At 52.8% G+C, this 17,989-nt stretch carries 19 protein-coding genes; 10 read left to right on the forward strand and 9 right to left on the reverse strand.

Features of this window, described 5'->3' with window-relative positions; genetic code table 11:
* Positions 1-4 precede the first annotated feature (4 nt).
* Genes KNP95_RS08875 through KNP95_RS08900 form a run of 6 tightly spaced genes read left to right on the forward strand, consistent with a single transcriptional unit; the run spans position 5 to position 3,824 of the window.
* On the forward strand, positions 5-1,240 hold the full coding sequence (locus KNP95_RS08875; protein WP_214836700.1) for a molybdopterin molybdotransferase MoeA: 1,236 nt from the start codon (positions 5-7) through the stop codon (positions 1,238-1,240).
* Positions 1,216-1,692, forward strand: a complete 477-nt coding sequence (gene mobB, locus KNP95_RS08880) for a molybdopterin-guanine dinucleotide biosynthesis protein B (protein ID WP_214836703.1) — start codon at positions 1,216-1,218, stop codon at positions 1,690-1,692. Before KNP95_RS08875 ends, mobB begins: the two co-directional genes overlap by 25 nt.
* Complete coding sequence (locus KNP95_RS08885) at positions 1,670-2,125, forward strand: molybdenum cofactor biosynthesis protein MoaE (RefSeq protein WP_021068031.1); 456 nt, start codon at positions 1,670-1,672, stop codon at positions 2,123-2,125. The genes mobB and KNP95_RS08885 overlap by 23 nt, the downstream gene beginning before the upstream one ends.
* A complete protein-coding gene (locus KNP95_RS08890) occupies positions 2,122-2,349 on the forward strand; it encodes a MoaD/ThiS family protein (RefSeq protein ID WP_021068032.1) in 228 nt (75 codons plus the stop codon). The genes KNP95_RS08885 and KNP95_RS08890 overlap by 4 nt, the downstream gene beginning before the upstream one ends.
* A gap of 3 nt (positions 2,350-2,352) precedes the next feature.
* Positions 2,353-2,817: a cyclic pyranopterin monophosphate synthase MoaC gene (gene moaC, locus KNP95_RS08895; RefSeq protein WP_021068033.1), complete on the forward strand. Its 465-nt coding sequence runs from the start codon at positions 2,353-2,355 to the stop codon at positions 2,815-2,817.
* A complete protein-coding gene (locus KNP95_RS08900) occupies positions 2,814-3,824 on the forward strand; it encodes a ThiF family adenylyltransferase (protein ID WP_214836706.1) in 1,011 nt (336 codons plus the stop codon). The genes moaC and KNP95_RS08900 overlap by 4 nt, the downstream gene beginning before the upstream one ends.
* A 41-nt stretch (positions 3,825-3,865) precedes the next feature.
* Here KNP95_RS08900 and KNP95_RS08905 read toward each other — a convergent pair whose 3' ends face one another.
* The gene (locus tag KNP95_RS08905; RefSeq protein WP_214836709.1) at positions 3,866-4,882 is read right to left on the reverse strand and encodes a LysM peptidoglycan-binding domain-containing protein; all 1,017 of its coding nucleotides are present in this window, start codon (positions 4,880-4,882) and stop codon (positions 3,866-3,868) included.
* Between the two features lie 278 nt (positions 4,883-5,160).
* On the opposite strand from KNP95_RS08905, the gene KNP95_RS08910 reads away from it, so the two are divergent.
* Positions 5,161-5,910: a FixH family protein gene (locus KNP95_RS08910; RefSeq protein ID WP_214801610.1), complete on the forward strand. Its 750-nt coding sequence runs from the start codon at positions 5,161-5,163 to the stop codon at positions 5,908-5,910.
* A 30-nt stretch (positions 5,911-5,940) separates the two neighbouring features.
* Here the strand turns inward: KNP95_RS08910 and KNP95_RS08915 are convergent, their stop codons facing one another.
* Complete coding sequence (locus KNP95_RS08915) at positions 5,941-7,566, reverse strand: ABC-F family ATP-binding cassette domain-containing protein (RefSeq protein ID WP_214836712.1); 1,626 nt, start codon at positions 7,564-7,566, stop codon at positions 5,941-5,943.
* 133 nt (positions 7,567-7,699) lie between these two features.
* Here KNP95_RS08915 and KNP95_RS08920 point away from each other — a divergent pair, with 133 nt between their 5' ends.
* Complete coding sequence (locus tag KNP95_RS08920; protein ID WP_021068038.1) at positions 7,700-8,311, forward strand: stage II sporulation protein M; 612 nt, start codon at positions 7,700-7,702, stop codon at positions 8,309-8,311.
* A 23-nt stretch (positions 8,312-8,334) separates the two neighbouring features.
* Here the strand turns inward: KNP95_RS08920 and KNP95_RS08925 are convergent, their stop codons facing one another.
* From KNP95_RS08925 to KNP95_RS08945, 5 genes are all read right to left on the reverse strand, one after another.
* On the reverse strand, positions 8,335-9,018 hold the full coding sequence (locus KNP95_RS08925) for a DNA/RNA nuclease SfsA (protein WP_214801607.1): 684 nt from the start codon (positions 9,016-9,018) through the stop codon (positions 8,335-8,337).
* Between the two features lie 41 nt (positions 9,019-9,059).
* A complete protein-coding gene (locus KNP95_RS08930; protein WP_214801604.1) occupies positions 9,060-9,506 on the reverse strand; it encodes an SACOL1771 family peroxiredoxin in 447 nt (148 codons plus the stop codon).
* A gap of 55 nt (positions 9,507-9,561) precedes the next feature.
* Positions 9,562-10,800 carry a peptidase T gene (pepT, locus tag KNP95_RS08935; protein WP_029596316.1) on the reverse strand — a complete coding sequence of 413 codons (1,239 nt, stop codon included), beginning with the start codon at positions 10,798-10,800 and terminating at the stop codon, positions 9,562-9,564.
* Between the two features lie 129 nt (positions 10,801-10,929).
* Complete coding sequence (locus tag KNP95_RS08940) at positions 10,930-11,604, reverse strand: LrgB family protein (RefSeq protein WP_058765390.1); 675 nt, start codon at positions 11,602-11,604, stop codon at positions 10,930-10,932.
* Entirely contained in the window at positions 11,601-11,957 is a 357-nt protein-coding gene (locus KNP95_RS08945; protein WP_214836715.1) for a CidA/LrgA family protein, read from the reverse strand. The genes KNP95_RS08940 and KNP95_RS08945 overlap by 4 nt, the downstream gene beginning before the upstream one ends.
* 151 nt (positions 11,958-12,108) lie before the next feature.
* Here KNP95_RS08945 and KNP95_RS08950 point away from each other — a divergent pair, with 151 nt between their 5' ends.
* Positions 12,109-12,846 carry a YwqG family protein gene (locus KNP95_RS08950; protein WP_214836718.1) on the forward strand — a complete coding sequence of 246 codons (738 nt, stop codon included), beginning with the start codon at positions 12,109-12,111 and terminating at the stop codon, positions 12,844-12,846.
* A 44-nt stretch (positions 12,847-12,890) separates the two neighbouring features.
* Here the strand turns inward: KNP95_RS08950 and KNP95_RS08955 are convergent, their stop codons facing one another.
* A complete protein-coding gene (locus KNP95_RS08955; RefSeq protein ID WP_214836721.1) occupies positions 12,891-16,034 on the reverse strand; it encodes an efflux RND transporter permease subunit in 3,144 nt (1,047 codons plus the stop codon).
* Between the two features lie 24 nt (positions 16,035-16,058).
* Entirely contained in the window at positions 16,059-16,631 is a 573-nt protein-coding gene (locus tag KNP95_RS08960; RefSeq protein WP_214836724.1) for a TetR/AcrR family transcriptional regulator, read from the reverse strand.
* Positions 16,632-16,859: 228 nt separating this feature from the next.
* Between KNP95_RS08960 and KNP95_RS08965 the strand changes: the two genes are divergently transcribed.
* The gene (locus tag KNP95_RS08965; protein WP_021068046.1) at positions 16,860-17,930 is read left to right on the forward strand and encodes a Fe(3+) ABC transporter substrate-binding protein; all 1,071 of its coding nucleotides are present in this window, start codon (positions 16,860-16,862) and stop codon (positions 17,928-17,930) included.
* Positions 17,931-17,989: the final 59 nt, after the last annotated feature.

Genomic DNA, 17,989 nt, shown 5'->3' on the forward strand with positions numbered 1-17,989 from the left:
AGTGATGGAGAAGGGATCGACCCTATTTCGAAAGCCGCTCGCCGTCGACGAGGCGATTGCACTCGTCGAAGAAACGTCGGGACGAGCCAAGACGGAAACGGTGCCATTGTATCGAGCGCACGGAAGAATTTTAGCGATGGACCTCGTCGCGACGCATGACGTTCCAGCGTTCGATAAATCACCGTATGACGGCTTTGCCGTCCAGTCCGCGGACTTGTTGACTGCGAGTCGCGACGAACCGGTGACCTTGCCTGTTCAATACGTGCAGGGAGCTGGACACGTCGGAGAACCGCTATGTGCTGGCCAAGCGATTCGCATCATGACCGGAGCTAAAATCCCAGACGGGGCGGATGCGATTGTCATGCTTGAGCTCGTGCAAGCAGATGAACGAGTCGTGACGTTCAAACGACCGGCCCGTGACGCCAATATCTCCTATCGCGGAGAAGATGTGGCGATGGGGACGAATATCGTTGACCGAGGTACCCGCATCAATCCGGGCGTGATCGCCTTGCTCGCGACGTTCGGCTACGAACAAGTTGACGTGTACGTGAAACCGCACATCACCGTGTTCGCGACCGGAGACGAGCTCATCGAACCGGGATGCAAGAAAGGCGACGGTCAAATTTATAATTCGAATGCGTATATGATCCTTGCTCAGATCGAGGAGCTCGGTGGCACAGCGACATATGGTGGCATCTTGCCGGATACGTTCACTTCGACGAAGCGGGCGGTCGAAGAAGCGCTTCAGTCGAGTGATGCCATCGTCACGACAGGCGGGGTATCGGTCGGCGATTTCGATTATTTGCCCGATGTGTACGATGCGCTCGGAGCGACAGTACTGTTCAATAAAGTCGGGATGCGGCCAGGGTCCGTCACGACAGTCGCGCACCTCGAAGGTCGGCTGTTATTCGGATTATCTGGCAATCCGTCGGCCTGCTTCGTCGGCACGGAACTATTTGTCGGGACGTATATGAAGACGTTATTCGGGCAAGCAGAACGTCCGGTCGTCGAAGCGACGCTTGGTGCTGATTTCCCGAAAGCAAATCCGTTTGACCGATTTGTACGTGGACATATAACAATCGACGCGGTCGGACAGGCGGTCGTTCATCCGAGTGGTAAAGATAAATCGGGAATCGTCTCTTCGCTCGCGACGTGCAATGCATTGATTCATTTGCCGGGCGGGACGAGAGGGTTTCAGAAGGGGGACACGGTGCGATGTCGAATCATCGATCAGCTTTGATTTTACAAGTGGTCGGCTATCAAAATAGCGGCAAGACATCGTTCGTTTCTGATTTGACAGCGCGGTTGTCGGCGAAGGGACTCCGTGTCGGCGTCATCAAACATCACGGTCATGGAGGAGCAATCGACGTACCGATGTCGGACTCGCATCGTCACGCCTTGGCGGGTGCGGTGTTATCGAGTGTGATTGGTGAAGACAGCACGTTCATCGAATGGCAAGCCGGTGACGCGTTCGAACTACTCTTGAATTTGTATGAGGCTCATGTCGACATCTTACTCATTGAAGGTTATAAGCAAAAAGATTATCCGAAAGTCGTGCTCGTGCGAGACGGACAGGAACAACCGATTGGTTTGAAGAACGTCATTGCACGTGGAGATGCCATGGCAGACCGGGCACGCTTGCTGGATATGGTAGAAAGGTGGATGGCAGATGAAGTGGTATCAAGTAAATGAACATCCGCTCGAGCCGATGGCACTTTACGAAACGGTCCGACATCGAAATGTCGGGGCGGTCGTGCTCTTTATCGGAACGGTGCGGGAAATGACCGGTTCTAAACAGACTGAGCTTCTCGAGTACGAATCGTACGTACCGATGGCGGAGAAGATGCTCGAGCAAATCGGGCATGAAGTCTCAGAACGATGGCCTGGTGCGTTGACAGCCATCCATCATCGAATTGGACGTCTCGATATCCTGGACGAAGCAGTCGTCATCGCGACGAGTTCTTCCCATCGAGCCGACGCGTATGAAGCAAATCGCTATGCTATCGAACGGATCAAAGAGATTGTCCCGATTTGGAAACGGGAGCATTGGACCGACGGCACGAAATGGATTGGTGACCAAAAAGAACAATTACCCGGACGCCCGGAAGGAGTGACGTACTCATGATAGAAGTATTATGTTTTGCCCATGTAGCAGAGGAGCTCGCGATGCGGTCTTACACGGTATCGGCACCGACGACAATCGCTTCGTTGCGGGAAGGGTTGATGGAACGTGGCGTGTCGGGAGCGGAACGTCTCATGTTCGCGGTCAATGAACGTTATGAGACAGATGATTACATGATTGAAGACGGAGACACGGTCGCCGTCATTCCGATGGTGAGCGGAGGGTAAACGATGGAATTAACACATATGAACAATCAAGGACGGGCGCAGATGGTCGATGTATCCGGGAAAGTAGAGACGACACGGACGGCTCGGGCCCGTACGTCGGTTGAACTGAGTCGTGAACTCAAACAGCTCATCACAGACGGCAGTCTTGCAAAAGGAGATGTGCTCGCCGTCGCCCAAGTGGCTGGCATCATGGCCGCTAAAGAGACGAGCCGCATCATCCCAATGTGTCACCCGCTCGCCTTGAAAAAAGTCGACTTGACGTTCGAGTGGGACGGGACGCAGCTCATCATCGAGGCGTTCGTGAAGACGAAAGGTGATACCGGTGTCGAGATGGAGGCGTTGACGGCCGCGTCCGTCGCCGCCTTGACCGTGTACGACATGACAAAAGCCGTCGATAAAGGGATTGTCATCGGACCGACGTATCTGCTCGAGAAACAAGGTGGGAAGTCAGGGGATTACGTCCGATGACACACGCCTCGGAGCGCTATGCGCGGCAGGCCCGGTTCCACGGAATCGGAGCAGAGGGCCAAGCACGTCTGATGGAGAAACGGGTGATCGTCGTCGGTCTCGGTGCGCTCGGTGCGGCCGTAAGTGATCAGCTTGTGCGGGCCGGTGTCTCGCTTGTCCTCGTCGACCGGGATTATGTCGAGGTGACAAACTTACAGCGACAGACGCTTTACGTAGAACAGGATGCGCTCAGTGAGACGCCAAAAGCGATTGCCGCGCTCGAACGTCTACGGGCCATCAACTCGGACATCGAGTTAGACGCGCAAATCGTCGACGTCTCGTGGGATTGGCTTCGCGCCTTGCCTCACGTCGATCTCGTCTTGGACGCAACAGATAATGTCGAGACACGGCTGTTGTTAAACGATTTCGCACTCGATCGCGGCATTCCGTTCTTGTTCGCCTCGTGCGTCGGGGCGTACGGCATGAACTACACGGTGATGCCGGGAGAGGCCCCATGTCTTCGCTGCCTCATGCGTCACTTACCACTGGCCGGACAGACGTGTGCGACAGCGGGAGTGGTAGCACCGATTGTACAACACGTGGCGAGTCGTCAAGTCGTCGAGACGTTGAAGTTTTTGACGGGTCGTCCTGAAAAGTTGGAACGTCGGCTCTTGATTGAAGACATGTGGGAAAATCAGTCGCAGCGACTCGACGTCGCGCGGCTCATCGACGTGTCTTGCCCGTCTTGTCAGACGCATGACTATCCGAGCCTTGTGTCAAATCGACAGCAGACGTCGCTTCTATGCGGACGTGACGTCGTTCAAGTCCGTCGGTCCATCGAAGGACTGGCCCCAATCGCCAATCTGCTCGAACGTGCTGACATTGCGGTGAAGCGAACACCGTTCACGTTAGAATGGCGCTGGCGGAATCATCGGATGCTCTTATTCAAAGACGGCCGTGTTCTCGTCCACGGGGTCAATGACGCGCATGTCGCGGTCGCGATGGTCGATGAATGTCTTGGCACATAAAAGAAGTGTCCGCGGAATGTATGGCGGACACTTCTTTTTGGTTAACGCGGAATTGTAAGCACTTGTCCGACGTAAATCAAGCTCGTGTTCGTAATATTGTTGGCTGCGGCAATCTTGGCGACGGTCGTGTTATACAGCGTCGCAATCTTATAAAGCGTGTCGCCCGATTTGACGGTGTACTTCACTGTGGTCGGAGTTGTTGTCGTACCCGGGATGACGAGCACTTGTCCGACATAAATCAAATTGTAGTTTGTGATTTTATTGGCGGCGGCGAGGGCAGAGACGGTGACGCCATAGGCGCGAGCGATGCTATAGAGGGTATCACCTGATTTGACGGTATACGTTTTGGCAGTCGAAGTAGAACGATAAGCAAGGAGTTGGGAGACGGTGACGAATTTATAGCCCTTCGCTTTCAATTGCGAAATCATCGTCGGCAAGGCGAGCGGTGTGCCCAGAGCGCCAGCACCGGTGTGCATCAAGACGATTGAGCCAGGTTTGATATTCGCTTGAACTTTCGTATTGATTTGGCTTGCAGTGACGCCTTTCCAGTCTACTGTGTCGATGTTCCATTGAATCGTGTAGCCGTAGCCTGCTGCACCGACCCCGCTCAACACGGCGCTGTTAACGGCGCCGAATGGGGCCCGGAAAATTGGTTTTGTTGTTTTACCGGTAATCGATTTGACTTTTGCTTCTGTCCGATCGAGTTCTGATTTCATTTGCGTGGCGGTCAACTTCGTGAAGTCTGGATGGGTATACGAGTGGTTACCGAGTTGGTGACCTTTAGCGGCGATGTTTTTGATGTATTGAGGATGGTTATTGGCGCCCGATCCAGTCAAAAAGAAAGTGGCTTTGACATTGTTCTTGGCAAGTATGTCCAAAATCTTATTCGTATTCGCACCATCCGCTCCGTCATCGAACGTCAACGCGACGACTTTACTCGTCGTGCTCACGCTCGTAATGAATTTCGAAGCAGCGGCATCGGCCGATTTTGGATAAGCGACTAACGGTGCCAACATGATCAACAAGGCCATCAATACACGTACAAACTTGCTCTTCATTTTGGTTTCGCCTCCATTCTTGGGTGTATGTATCTTGATGTTAAGGCTTTCCATATATTGAGCTGTGTATATATTTTATATACCCCCTTTTGATGGCAAACACCGTCCAATCCTAAAAATAGGCAAAGGATTTTTTGGATAATATCTCTCAAAATTTGTGTTCAATTTATGAGTGGTAAACTCGGAAAATATCACACAATCCTCACACATTTCCGAAAAAAGGGTGCTATCATGAACAATGTGTGAAGAATGTAAGCGATTGAATAGGGGGATTCAATATGAACACCATGATGAAACGATTGGGTGTAACGTTTGGACTGGTCGGTCTATTCGTTCTCGGAGCGTGCGGGACAGATGAGACAACAAAAAGCGCCGAGACCACGCCATCGATGGAGCCGGTAGAAGCAGAATTGAACGTGCCGGCGACAGCCGATAAAGACGAGGCGGTCACATTGGCGGTTCGCGTCACGCAAGACGGGAAAGCGGTCGATGACGCCGACGAAATTAAGTTCGAAGTCTGGAAGAACGGTGCCAAGGAAGAGAGCGAGATGACAAAAGCGACGCTCACAGAAGACGGCGTATATGAGGCGGAGACGTCGTTTGCCGAAGAAGCGGTCTATACGGTTCAAGTGCATGTAACGGCTCGGTCGATGCATACGATGCCGACGACGAACGTGACGGTCGGTCATCCAGAGACAGCGGCGGAAGCAGAGGCTGAAGAAGATCATCACCATCACGCCGGAGCGGACATTGTCCTCGACCCGACACAAGCGGTCGCCGAGGAAGCCCAACCGTTCACCGTCAACGTCGAGATTGAGCATGAGGCGTTGACAGGTGCGGATGTTCAACTTGAAGTGTTTAAAGACGGTGCAGACAAACACGAGTGGGTGAAACTCGAAGAAACGGAAGGCGGAAACTATGCGGGTGAGCATACATTCTTTGAGGCCGGTACGTATAACGTTCAAGTCCATGTGACAAAAGGACACGACATCCATGAACACATCATGGAGACCGTCGAGGTCAAATAAAAAACGATCGGCCGCGGCCGATCGTTTTTCTTATGCGTTCTGATAAAGTGATTCGACTTGTTGTTGGAGCGATTCGTTCTCGAGGAACTCGTCGTACGTCGCTTCTTTGTCGACAATCCCGTTCGGCGTCACTTCGATGATGCGCGTGGCAATCGTTGAGATGAGCTGATGGTCATGCGAGCTAAAGAGGAGTACGCCTTTGAACGTCTCGAGCCCGTTGTTGAGCGCTGTGATCGACTCGAGGTCCAAGTGATTCGTCGGATCGTCGAGGACGAGGACGTTCGAGTTCGACAGCATCATTTTCGAGAGCATGCAACGCACTTTCTCTCCCCCTGAGAGGACAGATGCTTTCTTCATGACTTCTTCGCCTGAGAAGAGCATACGACCGAGGAAGCCGCGAAGGAACGTATCCGACTCGTCTGCTGGTGAGAACTGGCGTAACCAATCCAAGATGCTCTTATCCGAGCCTTCGAAGTATTCTGAGTTGTCTTTCGGGAAGTACGACTGTGTCGTCGTGACGCCCCATTTGACCGTACCTGCGTCAGGCTCCATCTCACCCATGATGATTTTGAAGAGTGTCGTGATGGCGACGTCCGAACGGCCGACGAATGCGACTTTGTCCGTCTTGTTCAATGAGAACGTGACGTTGTCGAGTACTTTGACGCCATCGATTGTCTTCGAGACGTTGTCGACGTAGAGCACGTCATTCCCGATTTCACGTTCCATCGAGAAACCGACGAACGGATAACGGCGTGACGATGGACGGATATCGTCGAGCGTGATTTTATCGAGCAACTTCTTACGCGACGTCGCTTGACGCGCCTTCGAGGCGTTCGAGCTGAAACGGGCGATGAAGTTTTGAAGTTCTTTAATCTTCTCTTCTTTTTTCTTGTTCTGGTCGTTGGCCATGCGTGAAGCAAGTTGGCTCGACTCGTACCAGAAGTCGTAGTTCCCGACGTACAATTGAATCTTACCGAAGTCGAGGTCGGCCATGTGCGTACATACTTTGTTCAAGAAGTGACGGTCATGGGATACGACGATGACGGTGTTCTCGAAGTTGATTAAGAACTCTTCGAGCCATTGAATCGCTTTAAGGTCAAGACCGTTCGTCGGCTCATCGAGGAGAAGAATGTCAGGTTTGCCAAACAATGCTTGCGCAAGGAGAACTTTAACTTTCTCGCCACCTGTGAGCTCACTCATGAGCTTGTGGTGTGACGCGTCCGTGATGCCGAGTCCTTGAAGGACCATGGCAGCTTCTGATTCGGCTTCCCAACCGTTCATCTCAGCGAATTCGCCTTCGAGTTCAGCAGCGCGCATACCATCTTCGTCAGAGAAATCTTCCTTCATATAGACGGCGTCTTTTTCTTTCATGACTTGATACAAGCGCTCGTGGCCCATGATGACCGTCTCGAGTACCGCTTGATCTTCGTACGCATAATGGTCCTGTTTAAGGACAGCGAGGCGTTCGCCAGGCGAGAAGCTGACGTCACCTGTCGTCGTGTCTTGCTCACCGGCAAGAATTTTTAAGAATGTTGACTTCCCGGCGCCGTTCGCACCGATCAAGCCGTAACAGTTGCCTGGTGTGAACTTGATGTTCACGTCTTCGAACAACTTGCGTCCACCGAATTGGAGACTTACGTTATTTACTGTAATCATGTATAGGATCCCTCGTTTTTCTGATTAGTTTACGACGTGTATTGTATCACGTTTTTTGAAAACGCGCAGTCGTGGGTAAAAATGAAACAAACAGCAACCTGATTCGTATAGAGAATAAAAGGGGGAATCAGTCATGAAAACAACGCTCCCGCTGAAAGAAGCGTGGTCGAACTATTATCGTAGAGATTTCTTCCGTCTATGGGTCATTTTCCTCGTGACGGGTATCGGGTCGTATTTCTTGTTTCGATCGTTCATCGCACCCGATCAAATAGACGAGATTTTAGCGCAGCTCGGAGATACGTTTGAATCGAGGGGCTTGACGTTCGATTCGAGCGCCCATGAGACGATGATTGCCTTGTTCGTGAACAATACGCGTGTCACGCTGTTCGCCTTCCTGCTCGGGATGATTCCACTCTTCATCCCGTACGTGTTCGTCGTCATCAACGCCGCGGTCATCGGGCTGGTCGCCATGCTCGTTGGGTTTGCCGGCGAATCCGTGATTCGGGTCATCGTGCTCGGCATTTTACCCCACGGTGTCACGGAGATATCGGCCATCTTACTCGGAGCGGCGATGGGATTATCGCTCAACCGTTACGTGTGGAAGAAACTGCGCGGTAAAGAGACGGACGTCACGTTCAAGGCGCTATTTGTGGCAGGCGTGAAGATGTTTCTCTTCATCGCGGTGCCGCTCCTCGCCATTTCGGCCGTCATCGAGGCATACGTGACCCCACTGTTATTACAGTAAAAAAGCCATCAGCGATGGCTTTTTTACTTGAAATGATTCGTTGTCTCAACACATCGGATCAAACGAATCCCTTCTCTGGACAGGTCGCCGTTCACTTGCCAAATTTCTAATCCATTCGTGATCGCATCGCGAATCAGCTGACGAATCCGCGCGTCTTGTTTCCGGTTCGGATTGCCGGTGAAGACGGGCGCATCATATAAGAAGACATACAGCAGGACGGCCCGTTTGGTTGCAGGCAACGTCGCAATCAACGTCTCGAGATGGCGAATTAATCGTTCGGTCTCGATCGGTCTCGTCACCGCACGGCGTTCAAAGCGGGGGAGAGGCGTCACGAACAACTCGGTGAGTGGTGCCTTCACTTCCATATAGACACCATCAACTTTGAAATCGAGTCGTGACGTGCCAATGACTTGCTCGCGTTCCACATGTTTCGAGTAAGGAAAGACCGGTAATGCGTCCGTGTCCAAGCAATACGCGACGAAATCGTTGGCGCGACCTTGATGAATCCCAATCCATTGTCGGTCTGCATCAATCGAGATGGCTTCTACTGTGAAGGCGGTGTTCCGTCGCGGATCGTTCGTTGTCGAGATGAGGCAAGGCACCCCGTCAAAGACGAGGTCACCGATGCGGCCTGTGACCGGACAGTGGCAGGCGACGACGGTGTCGCCGATCAATACATCCATCACGAACCGATTGCGTCGTTTCAAAATGATGCCTTCTTGCAGGTCTAGTGCGAAGCGATACATCGTCAGTCGACGCGTGTGACCGTCGTGCTGAGCTCGAACGTGACGTTGCCGGCCAAGGCGCGTGAAATCATGCAGCCGTCCTTGGCTTTCTTGGCGATCCGTTCGACGAGCGTGATATCACGGTCTGTGGCATCTGTCGGCACGTTGATGCGGGTCGTGTAGCGAATCGTCTCATACGTGAAGACACCGTTCGTCACGTCGACGATGCCTTCGGCGTCAATCGTGATTCCGCGATGTGGCAGTTCGCTTCGCCCGAGCATAGCCGCGAGCGTGATGATATAGCAGGTCGCCGCAGCACCGAGCAACATCTCATCGGGGTTCGTCCCGATGCCCGGACCATCCATTTCCGGGGGAATCGAGATTTGTGTCTTTAACCGTTCGGCCTCAATCGTTCCGACGTCGTTGCGTCCGCCGGTCCAGTCGAGGTTCATTTGAAACGTATGCTTCATAAAAAATCGCCTCCAATGTCTCTATTCTAGAAGAGAACGATTGGAGGCGCATGTGTTATGCTCGCGCGCGTTCAGCGAACGTGCGGAGCGTCTGGATGATGACGTGGGTCGCTTTTTCCATGTTGTTGACGGAGACGTACTCGAACTTGCCGTGATAGTTCTCGCCGCCCGTGAAGATGTTCGGGGTCGGGAGTCCCATATACGATAGTTGCGAACCGTCCGTACCACCGCGAATCGGTTCGATTTTCGGTTCGATTCCAAGTTCGCGCATGACGTCGGCGACCGTATCGACGATGTGTTTCACTGGCTCGATTTTCTCGGCCATGTTGTAGTATTGGTCGTCCATTTTTAAGTCAACGCGCGCTTCGCCGTACTTCTGTTTCCATTCGACGACGAGCTTTTCAAGCAACGCTTTGCGCGCCTCGAACTTCGTGCGATCGTGGTCACGGATAATGTATTGCAGCGTCGTCGTCTCCACGTCGCCAGAGAAACCGTTCAGATGGAAGAATCCTTCGTAGTCGCTCGTATGCTCTGGGGCCTCATCAGCCGGAAGGCGGTTGTGGAATGCCATCGCCAATTTCATCGAGTTGACCATCTTGTTTTTGGCACTGCCCGGGTGGACGTTCGTCCCATGGAACGTGACCGTGGCACCAGCGGCGTTGAAGCTCTCATATTGGAGTTCGCCGAGGGGACCGCCGTCCATCGTATAGGCGAAGTCGGCGTTGAAGCGAGCGACGTCGAACTTGTGCGGGCCGCGTCCAATTTCTTCGTCCGGTGTGAAGGCGATCCGGACCGGTCCGTGCGGAATCTCCGGATGGGCCAATAAGTATTCGACCGCAGTGACGATTTCGGCCATACCGGCTTTGTCATCGGCACCGAGCAAGGTCGTGCCGTCTGTCGTGATGAGCGTATGTCCGACATAGCCGTCGAGCTCCGGGAAGTCACGCGGCGACAAGATGACTTGGAGCGCCTCGTTCAAGACGATATCGCCACCCTCGTAATGTGCGACGAGTTGCGGGTTGACGTTCGTCCCGGTGAAGTCGGTCGCCGTATCGACGTGGGCAAGTAAGCCGATCGTCGGTACATCATGGTCGACGTTACTCGGAAGTGTCGCGAACAAGTAACCGTACTCATCCGTCTCGACGTCCTCGAGCCCGATTGCTTTCAATTCGGTCTCGAGATGGCGAATCAAATCCCATTGTTTCGCCGTCGACGGAGTCGTCTCACTCGTGAAGTCGGACTGTGTATCAATTTTTGCATACGTGATTAAACGTTCAATCAATTTCGATTGCATGGTCTGCCTCCTCTGATGAATCTGTTCTCATTTAGTTTAGCATGAGAGCCGTTTTGAAAAGTATCGAAATTGTTTGAAAATAAAAAGAGAGGCGCGATGGCCTCTCTTCGTGCCCGATTTCTTCCCGAATCAAAACAGAAGAGGAAGTAGAAATGGCAACACAAATGACGTGAAGATGGCAGACAGACCCATTGCCGCTCCCCCTGTCGCACCGGATAATGGGTGTTCCGTCGCAGCTTGAGCCGTCCCGATGCCGTGGCTGAGCGTCCCGAGCGCAAGTCCGCGCGTGAACGGGTCGGTCACGTTGAAGCGCGTGAGAATCATCGGACCGAGCATGGCCCCGAGGATTCCGCAAGCGACGGCGACCGACGCGGCGAGTGCGGCGTCACCTTGTAGTTGCCGCGCCAATTCTAAGGCGATTGGTGACGTCACTGATTTGACGGACAAGGCGAGCAAGACGTGATCCGTCAATTTGAGCGCGGTCCCTAACCCGACAGCGACGAAAATCGTCGACAGCGTTCCGAGCATGATGGCCCCGAGCGCCCGTTTCGCGCGAGCGAGCAAGATAGGCAAGTTGCGATAGAGTGGTAATCCGAGTGCGACCGTGGCTGGTCCAAGCAGCGTCGTGATGGCGTCTCGAGCCGGGGCGTACGTGTCGTACGTCTGTCCGGACAAGAGCAAGATGACAATCAATGTCGCTGTACTCAAGAAGACGACGTTTGTGAAGGGGGACGCCCATTTGAACGATAGTTTGCGGCTCAACATGTAGACGCCGATGGTGACGAGCACCCAAAATAATGTCATGAGGCTTCACCTCGTCTTCCAGAGATGAGTGCGGTGACGATGAGACCAACGAATAGACTGATGATCAAGGCGGCAAACAGTGGCACACCTTCCGCCTTCAATAAATCACTGTAAGACATGAGTCCGACCGCAATCGGGATAAAGAAGAAAGCGAGATGCTTTGTCAAAAAACCAGCGCTGTCTTCAATCCACTCGACACGGATCAGTTTCGTCATCAATAAGAGCAGTAAGAGGACCATTCCGATGACGCTTCCAGGAACTTTTAAATCAAGCGCAGCGACGATCCAATTGCCGAGTGAGCTCAAGCCAAACAAGAGCGAAAGGCCAATCACCCATTTGATGAGACGTTGCATATATGACATCCTTTCGCGAATAAGTTCAAAACGTATGCATTTTCTCAAGTTTCATTCATTCGGTCAAGATAAAGGCTATATAAAAAATGATAAAGGGTACACACGTTCGGTATGGTAGACTACTTTTATCATATCCGAATGAGGTGTTCGAATGGAACTTCAATCAATCAAACAGTTTATTGATCAGCACGGGCTCGAACAGGGTGATGACATCTTGGCGGCGTTCACGAAGCGCGTTAACTTGAAGCTTGAACCCCGAACGACACGAGAAGAAGTCGCGATTGGTCATTCGAAATTTGGCGGCTACCCAGATTTGCCGAGTGCGTCGGACCATCCTGGAGAGAACTTGACGTTGTTGGCACAGTTCCGGCTGAGTGACTTCACTGGATTTGAATCGGTCGAAGCGCTTCCGAAAGAAGGGATGTTATCGTTCTTCTATGATTTGGACGAACAACCGTGGGGTGACGCGGACGAACGTCACCTTTGGCGCGTCCTCTATACAGATGCGACGGCGCTTGTAAGGGTCCGCGTCTGCGAAGCACTCAACGAGAGGACTGTCGCATTCGAAGAAGGCTATGCGCAGAACGATCACGACTTGTTTGATCTGATGAGTGAGGACGAGTATTCCGCGTTTGAGGAGTTATTCAATGAAGAAGAGGCGCATGCGGTCGGCGGTCATCCAGACGAGGTGCAACATGATGTGTTTGAAGAGGTTGAAGAGACCCATGGGGAACGATTCAGTGACCCGTTTCTCTTATTCCAAATGGACTCAAGCGATGAACTTGACATCATGTTCGGCGACGCCGGCATCCTCTATTTCCTGATTCCGATCGAAGCGCTCCGAGCCAAGCGGTTTGAAGAAGCTGAAATCATCATGCAATGTTACTGAGCGCAAAAAGAGAGTCGACCCTTTATGGGCGACTCTCTTTTGAATTACGCTTCTTTTTTCTTACGGAACCGTGCGAAGAACTCATACACGATTGGGACGATAAGGAGCGTCAACAGCGTCGAACTCGTCAGTCCGCCGATGACGGTCACACCGAGACCTTTCGAGATCAAGGCGCCGCCTTCAAGGCCGAGAGCGAGCGGTGCGAGGGCACCGATCGTCGCGAGCGCCGTCATGAGAATCGGACGGAGACGCGTACCGGCTGCTTCGAGCAAGGCATCGCGTGTCGAGAGACCGGCCGCTTCTTTATGAATGACGCGGTCAATCAAGACGATGGCGTTCGTGACAACAATCCCGATTAACATGAGCGCACCGATTAAGGCAGATACCGAAATCGTTTCGCCTGTAATGAGAAGGGCGACAAGCCCCCCGATAATCGCGTAAGGAAGCGAGAACAGGACGACGAACGGTGTGACAGCACCACCGAACGTGATGACGAGCACCAAGTAGACGATGGCGACGGCCGCGAGCATGGCGAGACCGAGCTGGGTGAACGATTCTTGAATCTGTTCAGTGACCCCACCGACGTCATACGAGACACCAGTCGGGAGTTCGATATCAGATACACGTTCCTCGATGGCAGCCGAAGCTTCCGTCGCTTTGTCGGTGCTGAGCTCGACGTTGACGCGAGCTAGGAGCTTCCCGTCACGTTGGACGAGCGTATCCGGTGTCGTTCCTTCCTCGACTTCGATGAAGTCCGAGATTGGGCGAGGGCCGAACGGTGTTGTCACTTCTTGTTCCTGCAAGTCTTCAATGCTGTCGTACGTGACTTGTTCCGTCGGGATGATGACATCGAGCTGCTTGTCATCGATTGTCACGGTCGAAAGCGGGCTTTCTTGCGCTTGGAACTGTCCAATCGTCTGGGCGAGCTGAGCGGCCGAGACACCTGCCTCAGCAGCAGCTTGCTGGTCGACGTTGAACGTGTATTGCACGTACGATTCGCGAAGGTCAGACGTTGCTTGACGGACGTAATCCGTCTCTTCTTCAATCGTCTCAATGAATGTCGGGACGATTGCTTCAAGCTCTTCAAGTGAGTTGGCATAGACGTTATACGTCACACCGCTCGTTCCGGCGCCGCCGGCGAAGTCTTGTTCTTTCCACTCACCGCCTGAGGCGAGTTCATTCAACCGTTCGACGTCGGCGATTTTGACATCGGCGAAATCTTCCGTGTCCGGATCGTACTGGACGATGAAAATCCCTTGTTTGTTGTTCCCAGGGTTGAGCGGGTTCTCGCCACCGACCGTGAATTGAACGTCGGTCGCGTCCGCTTGCTCTTCCATGAAATACGTCTCGGCGATTTCGGCCGCCGCAATCGAATCATCAAGCGTTTGGCCCGGTTCTGGGTCGAACGTGACGTAAAGCGTCTTCTCAGACTCTTGGTTCAAGAAGTTGACCCCAATGGCTGGGACGAGGGCGAAACTTCCGATTAAGAGAAGCGTCGCTAATCCAAAGACGACGAGTTTATGATTGAGCGACCAGTTGAGGACGCCGCGATACCATTCGGCGAGCTTCCCTGGTCCTTCTTCCGGTTTCAATTTGTCGCGGTTCTTAAAGAACGAGTCGGCCATCATCGGTACGACCGTGATCGCGACGAGTAGCGACGCGAGCAAGGCGAAGACGACGGTCAAGGCGAACGGTAAGAACAGCTCGCCGACGAATCCTGTGACGAAACCGAGCGGCAAGAAGACGGCGATTGTGACGATTGTCGACGACGCGATCGGAATGAACACTTCCTTCGTCGCAGCGATAATCAGTTCTTTGCCGCGCAATGTCTCGTTCGGACGTGTGAGGCGACGGTAAATGTTCTCAATGACGACGATAGAGTCATCGACGACCCGCCCGATGGCGACGGTCATCGCGCCGAGCGTCATGATGTTGAGCGTGATGTCGAGCTGTTTCAAGACGATCAACGCCATCAAGAGCGAGAGCGGGATGGAGATGACCGCAATAATCGTCGAGCGGAAGTTACGAAGGAACACGAGAATAATCAAGATGGCGAACAGACCACCGAGTAACGCTTTCGAGACCATCGTCTCGACCGATTCTTCAATCGGTTGGCCTTGGTCGAGCGTGACTGTGACGTTGGCCGTGTCATAGTCGGCTTCGAAGTCGGCGAGCACATCTTTGACGGCGTTGACGACATCGACGGTGTTCGCGTCTTGCGTTTTCGTCACTTGAATCCCGATGGAACGTTCCCCGTTCGACCGTGAAATCGATTCCTCGACGCCGCGGTCTTCAATCGTCGCGAGTTCGCTCAAGGCGACGGTCGGGACGGTTGTCGGGACGTTGGCTGGTGGTACGGCACCTGGCACTTCAGTCGGGACTTGTGGCGTCTCGCCAGTCGGAAGTTCCGTTGGCGCACCTGGTACCGGCTGTTCCGTTTGGGCGGGTGAATACGGGATTTGGAGGTCGCGGAACGCTTCGAGCGTCTCCGACTTCCCGTCGATGACGACGGCTTGCTCCGAATCGCCGAGTTCATACAAGCCGAGCGCGATGCGGGCATCGTTCGCTTGAATCAACTGTTTGACCGTGTCTTCCGTCAAGTTATATTCGGCGAGTGCGTCCTCATCGAATTGAAGTTCGACGCGACGAATCTCTTGTCCGGCGATTTGGACGGTCTGAGCGCCTTCGACCCCTTCAAGGGCCGGTTGCAACTCATCTTCGACCAATTTCGTCAATTCGGCCAAATCGAGACTCTCATCTGAGACGGCTGCCCCGATGACCGGGAATGCGTCAAAGCTGAGACGCGACACTTGCGGGTCTTGGACGGCTTCCGGCAACTCGACGTTGCTGAGCGCGTCTTTGACGAGTTGTTCAGCTTCTTCCATATCGGTGCTGAAATCGTAATCGATTTGAATGTTTGAAGCGTTCTGGAACGAAGACGATCGAACTTGTTCGACCCCGTTCAAGCTCTTCAAGCGTTCTTCGAGCACGGTACTGACTTCGTCGAGCACTTGTTCAGGTGAGGCACCTGGGTAAATCGTCGTCACCGAGACGGTCGGTGTCGTGATGTCAGGCAATGTTTCTAGTTTCATCGTCAAGCCGGCGAAAATTCCGGCGGCTGTCAAGATGATCGTCATCAACCAGACTGCGAACTTGTTGTTGACGGAGAAGGACGTGATTTTCTGCATGGGGTTCATTTCTCCTCTGATGGGTTAGTCTGTTTTACCCGAATCGATGTTCCGGGCCCGCTCGATCAAGCGAGCGATAATGTCGTGTTTTAAGGCGGGAGGGGCGACGCCGACGTTGAAGTGCTCGGACATCATCATGCCTTCGAGTGCATAACGGATAATCATCGTCTCGACGGGGTCGCTCGTCTGTTGAAACGCTGCGAAGAACGTGTCGAGGTCGTGCTTCCACCGTTCGGCGTATTCCTGGTCGACAGCGAAAAGCGTCAAGAAGGCAATCATTTTCTCGGCGTCGATGTGAATCGGTGAACGCTCGGGATGGAGTTTCGTCTCGTCAAACAGGCGGACGAACGCTTCGACAGGACCATTGCCGTCGGCTTGAAGCGACTCGTACAAATCGTTTTGCTCGGTTTGGAGCCGTTCGACGATGGCGGTCAACAGCGCTTCTTTGGATGGATAATGATACAGGAGACCACCTTTCGAGACGCCAGCCGTCTTGGCGACTTCATCTAATGTAAGCTGATGCACACCATGCTCCATGATGATATCCGTCGCGGCATCCAACAATTTCTGTTTCGTGATCATTGATCGGTTTGTCATGTCATGCCTCCTTTCTGTACCGACCAGACGGTTTTTTCTCTTTCACTATAGGGGACTAGTCATTTTGAAGTCAAGACATGATGATGTTAAAACTGTTAAGTTATGTGTTTATAACTACGGTAAACGATTTCAAAAAAAGGTTGACGTGAGAATGATTATCAGTGATGATAGTAACTGAGAGTAATTATCATTACCAATAATAGAGATGAATAAGTGGGGGATTATGAAATGAACAAAAAGTACATGGCACTTGGCCTTTCGGCTGCGCTCACAACATCGCTTCTTGCGGCTTGCGCCAGCACAGAAGAAACGACGACTTCAAGCGACAACGAGACAGCCGAAGAGTCAAAAGTCGTTAATGTTTACTCGAGCCGTCACTATGATGTCGATAAAGAGCTTTACAAGCAGTTCGAAGAAGAGACAGGCGTGAAAGTCAATGTCGTCGAAGGGAAGAGCGATGAGTTGCTCGAGCGTTTGAACACAGAAGGCGACAACACGGAGGCCGATCTCTTCATCACAGCGGATGCAGGGAACTTGTATCAAGCGAAAGAAGCGGGACATCTGCAAGCGGTCGATAGCGACGTGCTTGAGTCGAACGTCCCTGAGAAATACCGTGACACGGATAAAGAATGGTTCGGTCTCACGAAACGGGCCCGTGTCATCGTCTATGCGAAAGACCGCGTGAAACCAGAAGACTTGTCAACGTATGAAGCACTCACAGAAGAACAGTGGAACGGCAAAGTACTCGTCCGTCCGTCTGAGAACATGTACAACATCTCGCTCCTCGCCTCGTTCATCGAAGTGAACGGTGTCGACCAGGCAAAAGAGTGGGCGAAAGGTATGGTCAACAACTTTGCACGCGACCCACAAGGGAACGACCGTGACCAAGCGAAAGCAGTCGTGGCTGGTGAAGGTGATGTCGCCATCATGAACACATACTATATGGGTCTCATGTTGAACTCGGAAGACGCGGAAGAGAAGAAAGTGGCTGAGCAACTCGGCGTCTTCTTCCCGAACCAAGACACGACGGGGACACACGTGAACATCTCAGGAATCGCGATGACAAAAGCATCGAAGAACTCAGACAACGCGAAGAAACTCATGGAATTCATGTCTGACCCGTCAGCACAAGAACAGTTCGCGAGCGCGAACTATGAGTATCCGGTCAACGAATCGGTTGAACCGAACGAACTCCTCCAATCATGGGGTGAGTTCAAAGAACAGGACATCAACCTCTCGGCACTTGGAGAGCACCAACAAGAAGCCATCCGTCTCTTCAACGAAGCGGGCTGGAAATAAGAAGACTTCGGCTTGAACGAACGTTCAGGCCGAAGATTTTTGCGTTTCTCGACACGCTA

Origin of the sequence: Exiguobacterium sp. s36 (assembly GCF_018618345.1) — a bacterium.
GTDB classification, from domain to species: domain Bacteria; phylum Bacillota; class Bacilli; order Exiguobacteriales; family Exiguobacteriaceae; genus Exiguobacterium; species Exiguobacterium chiriqhucha.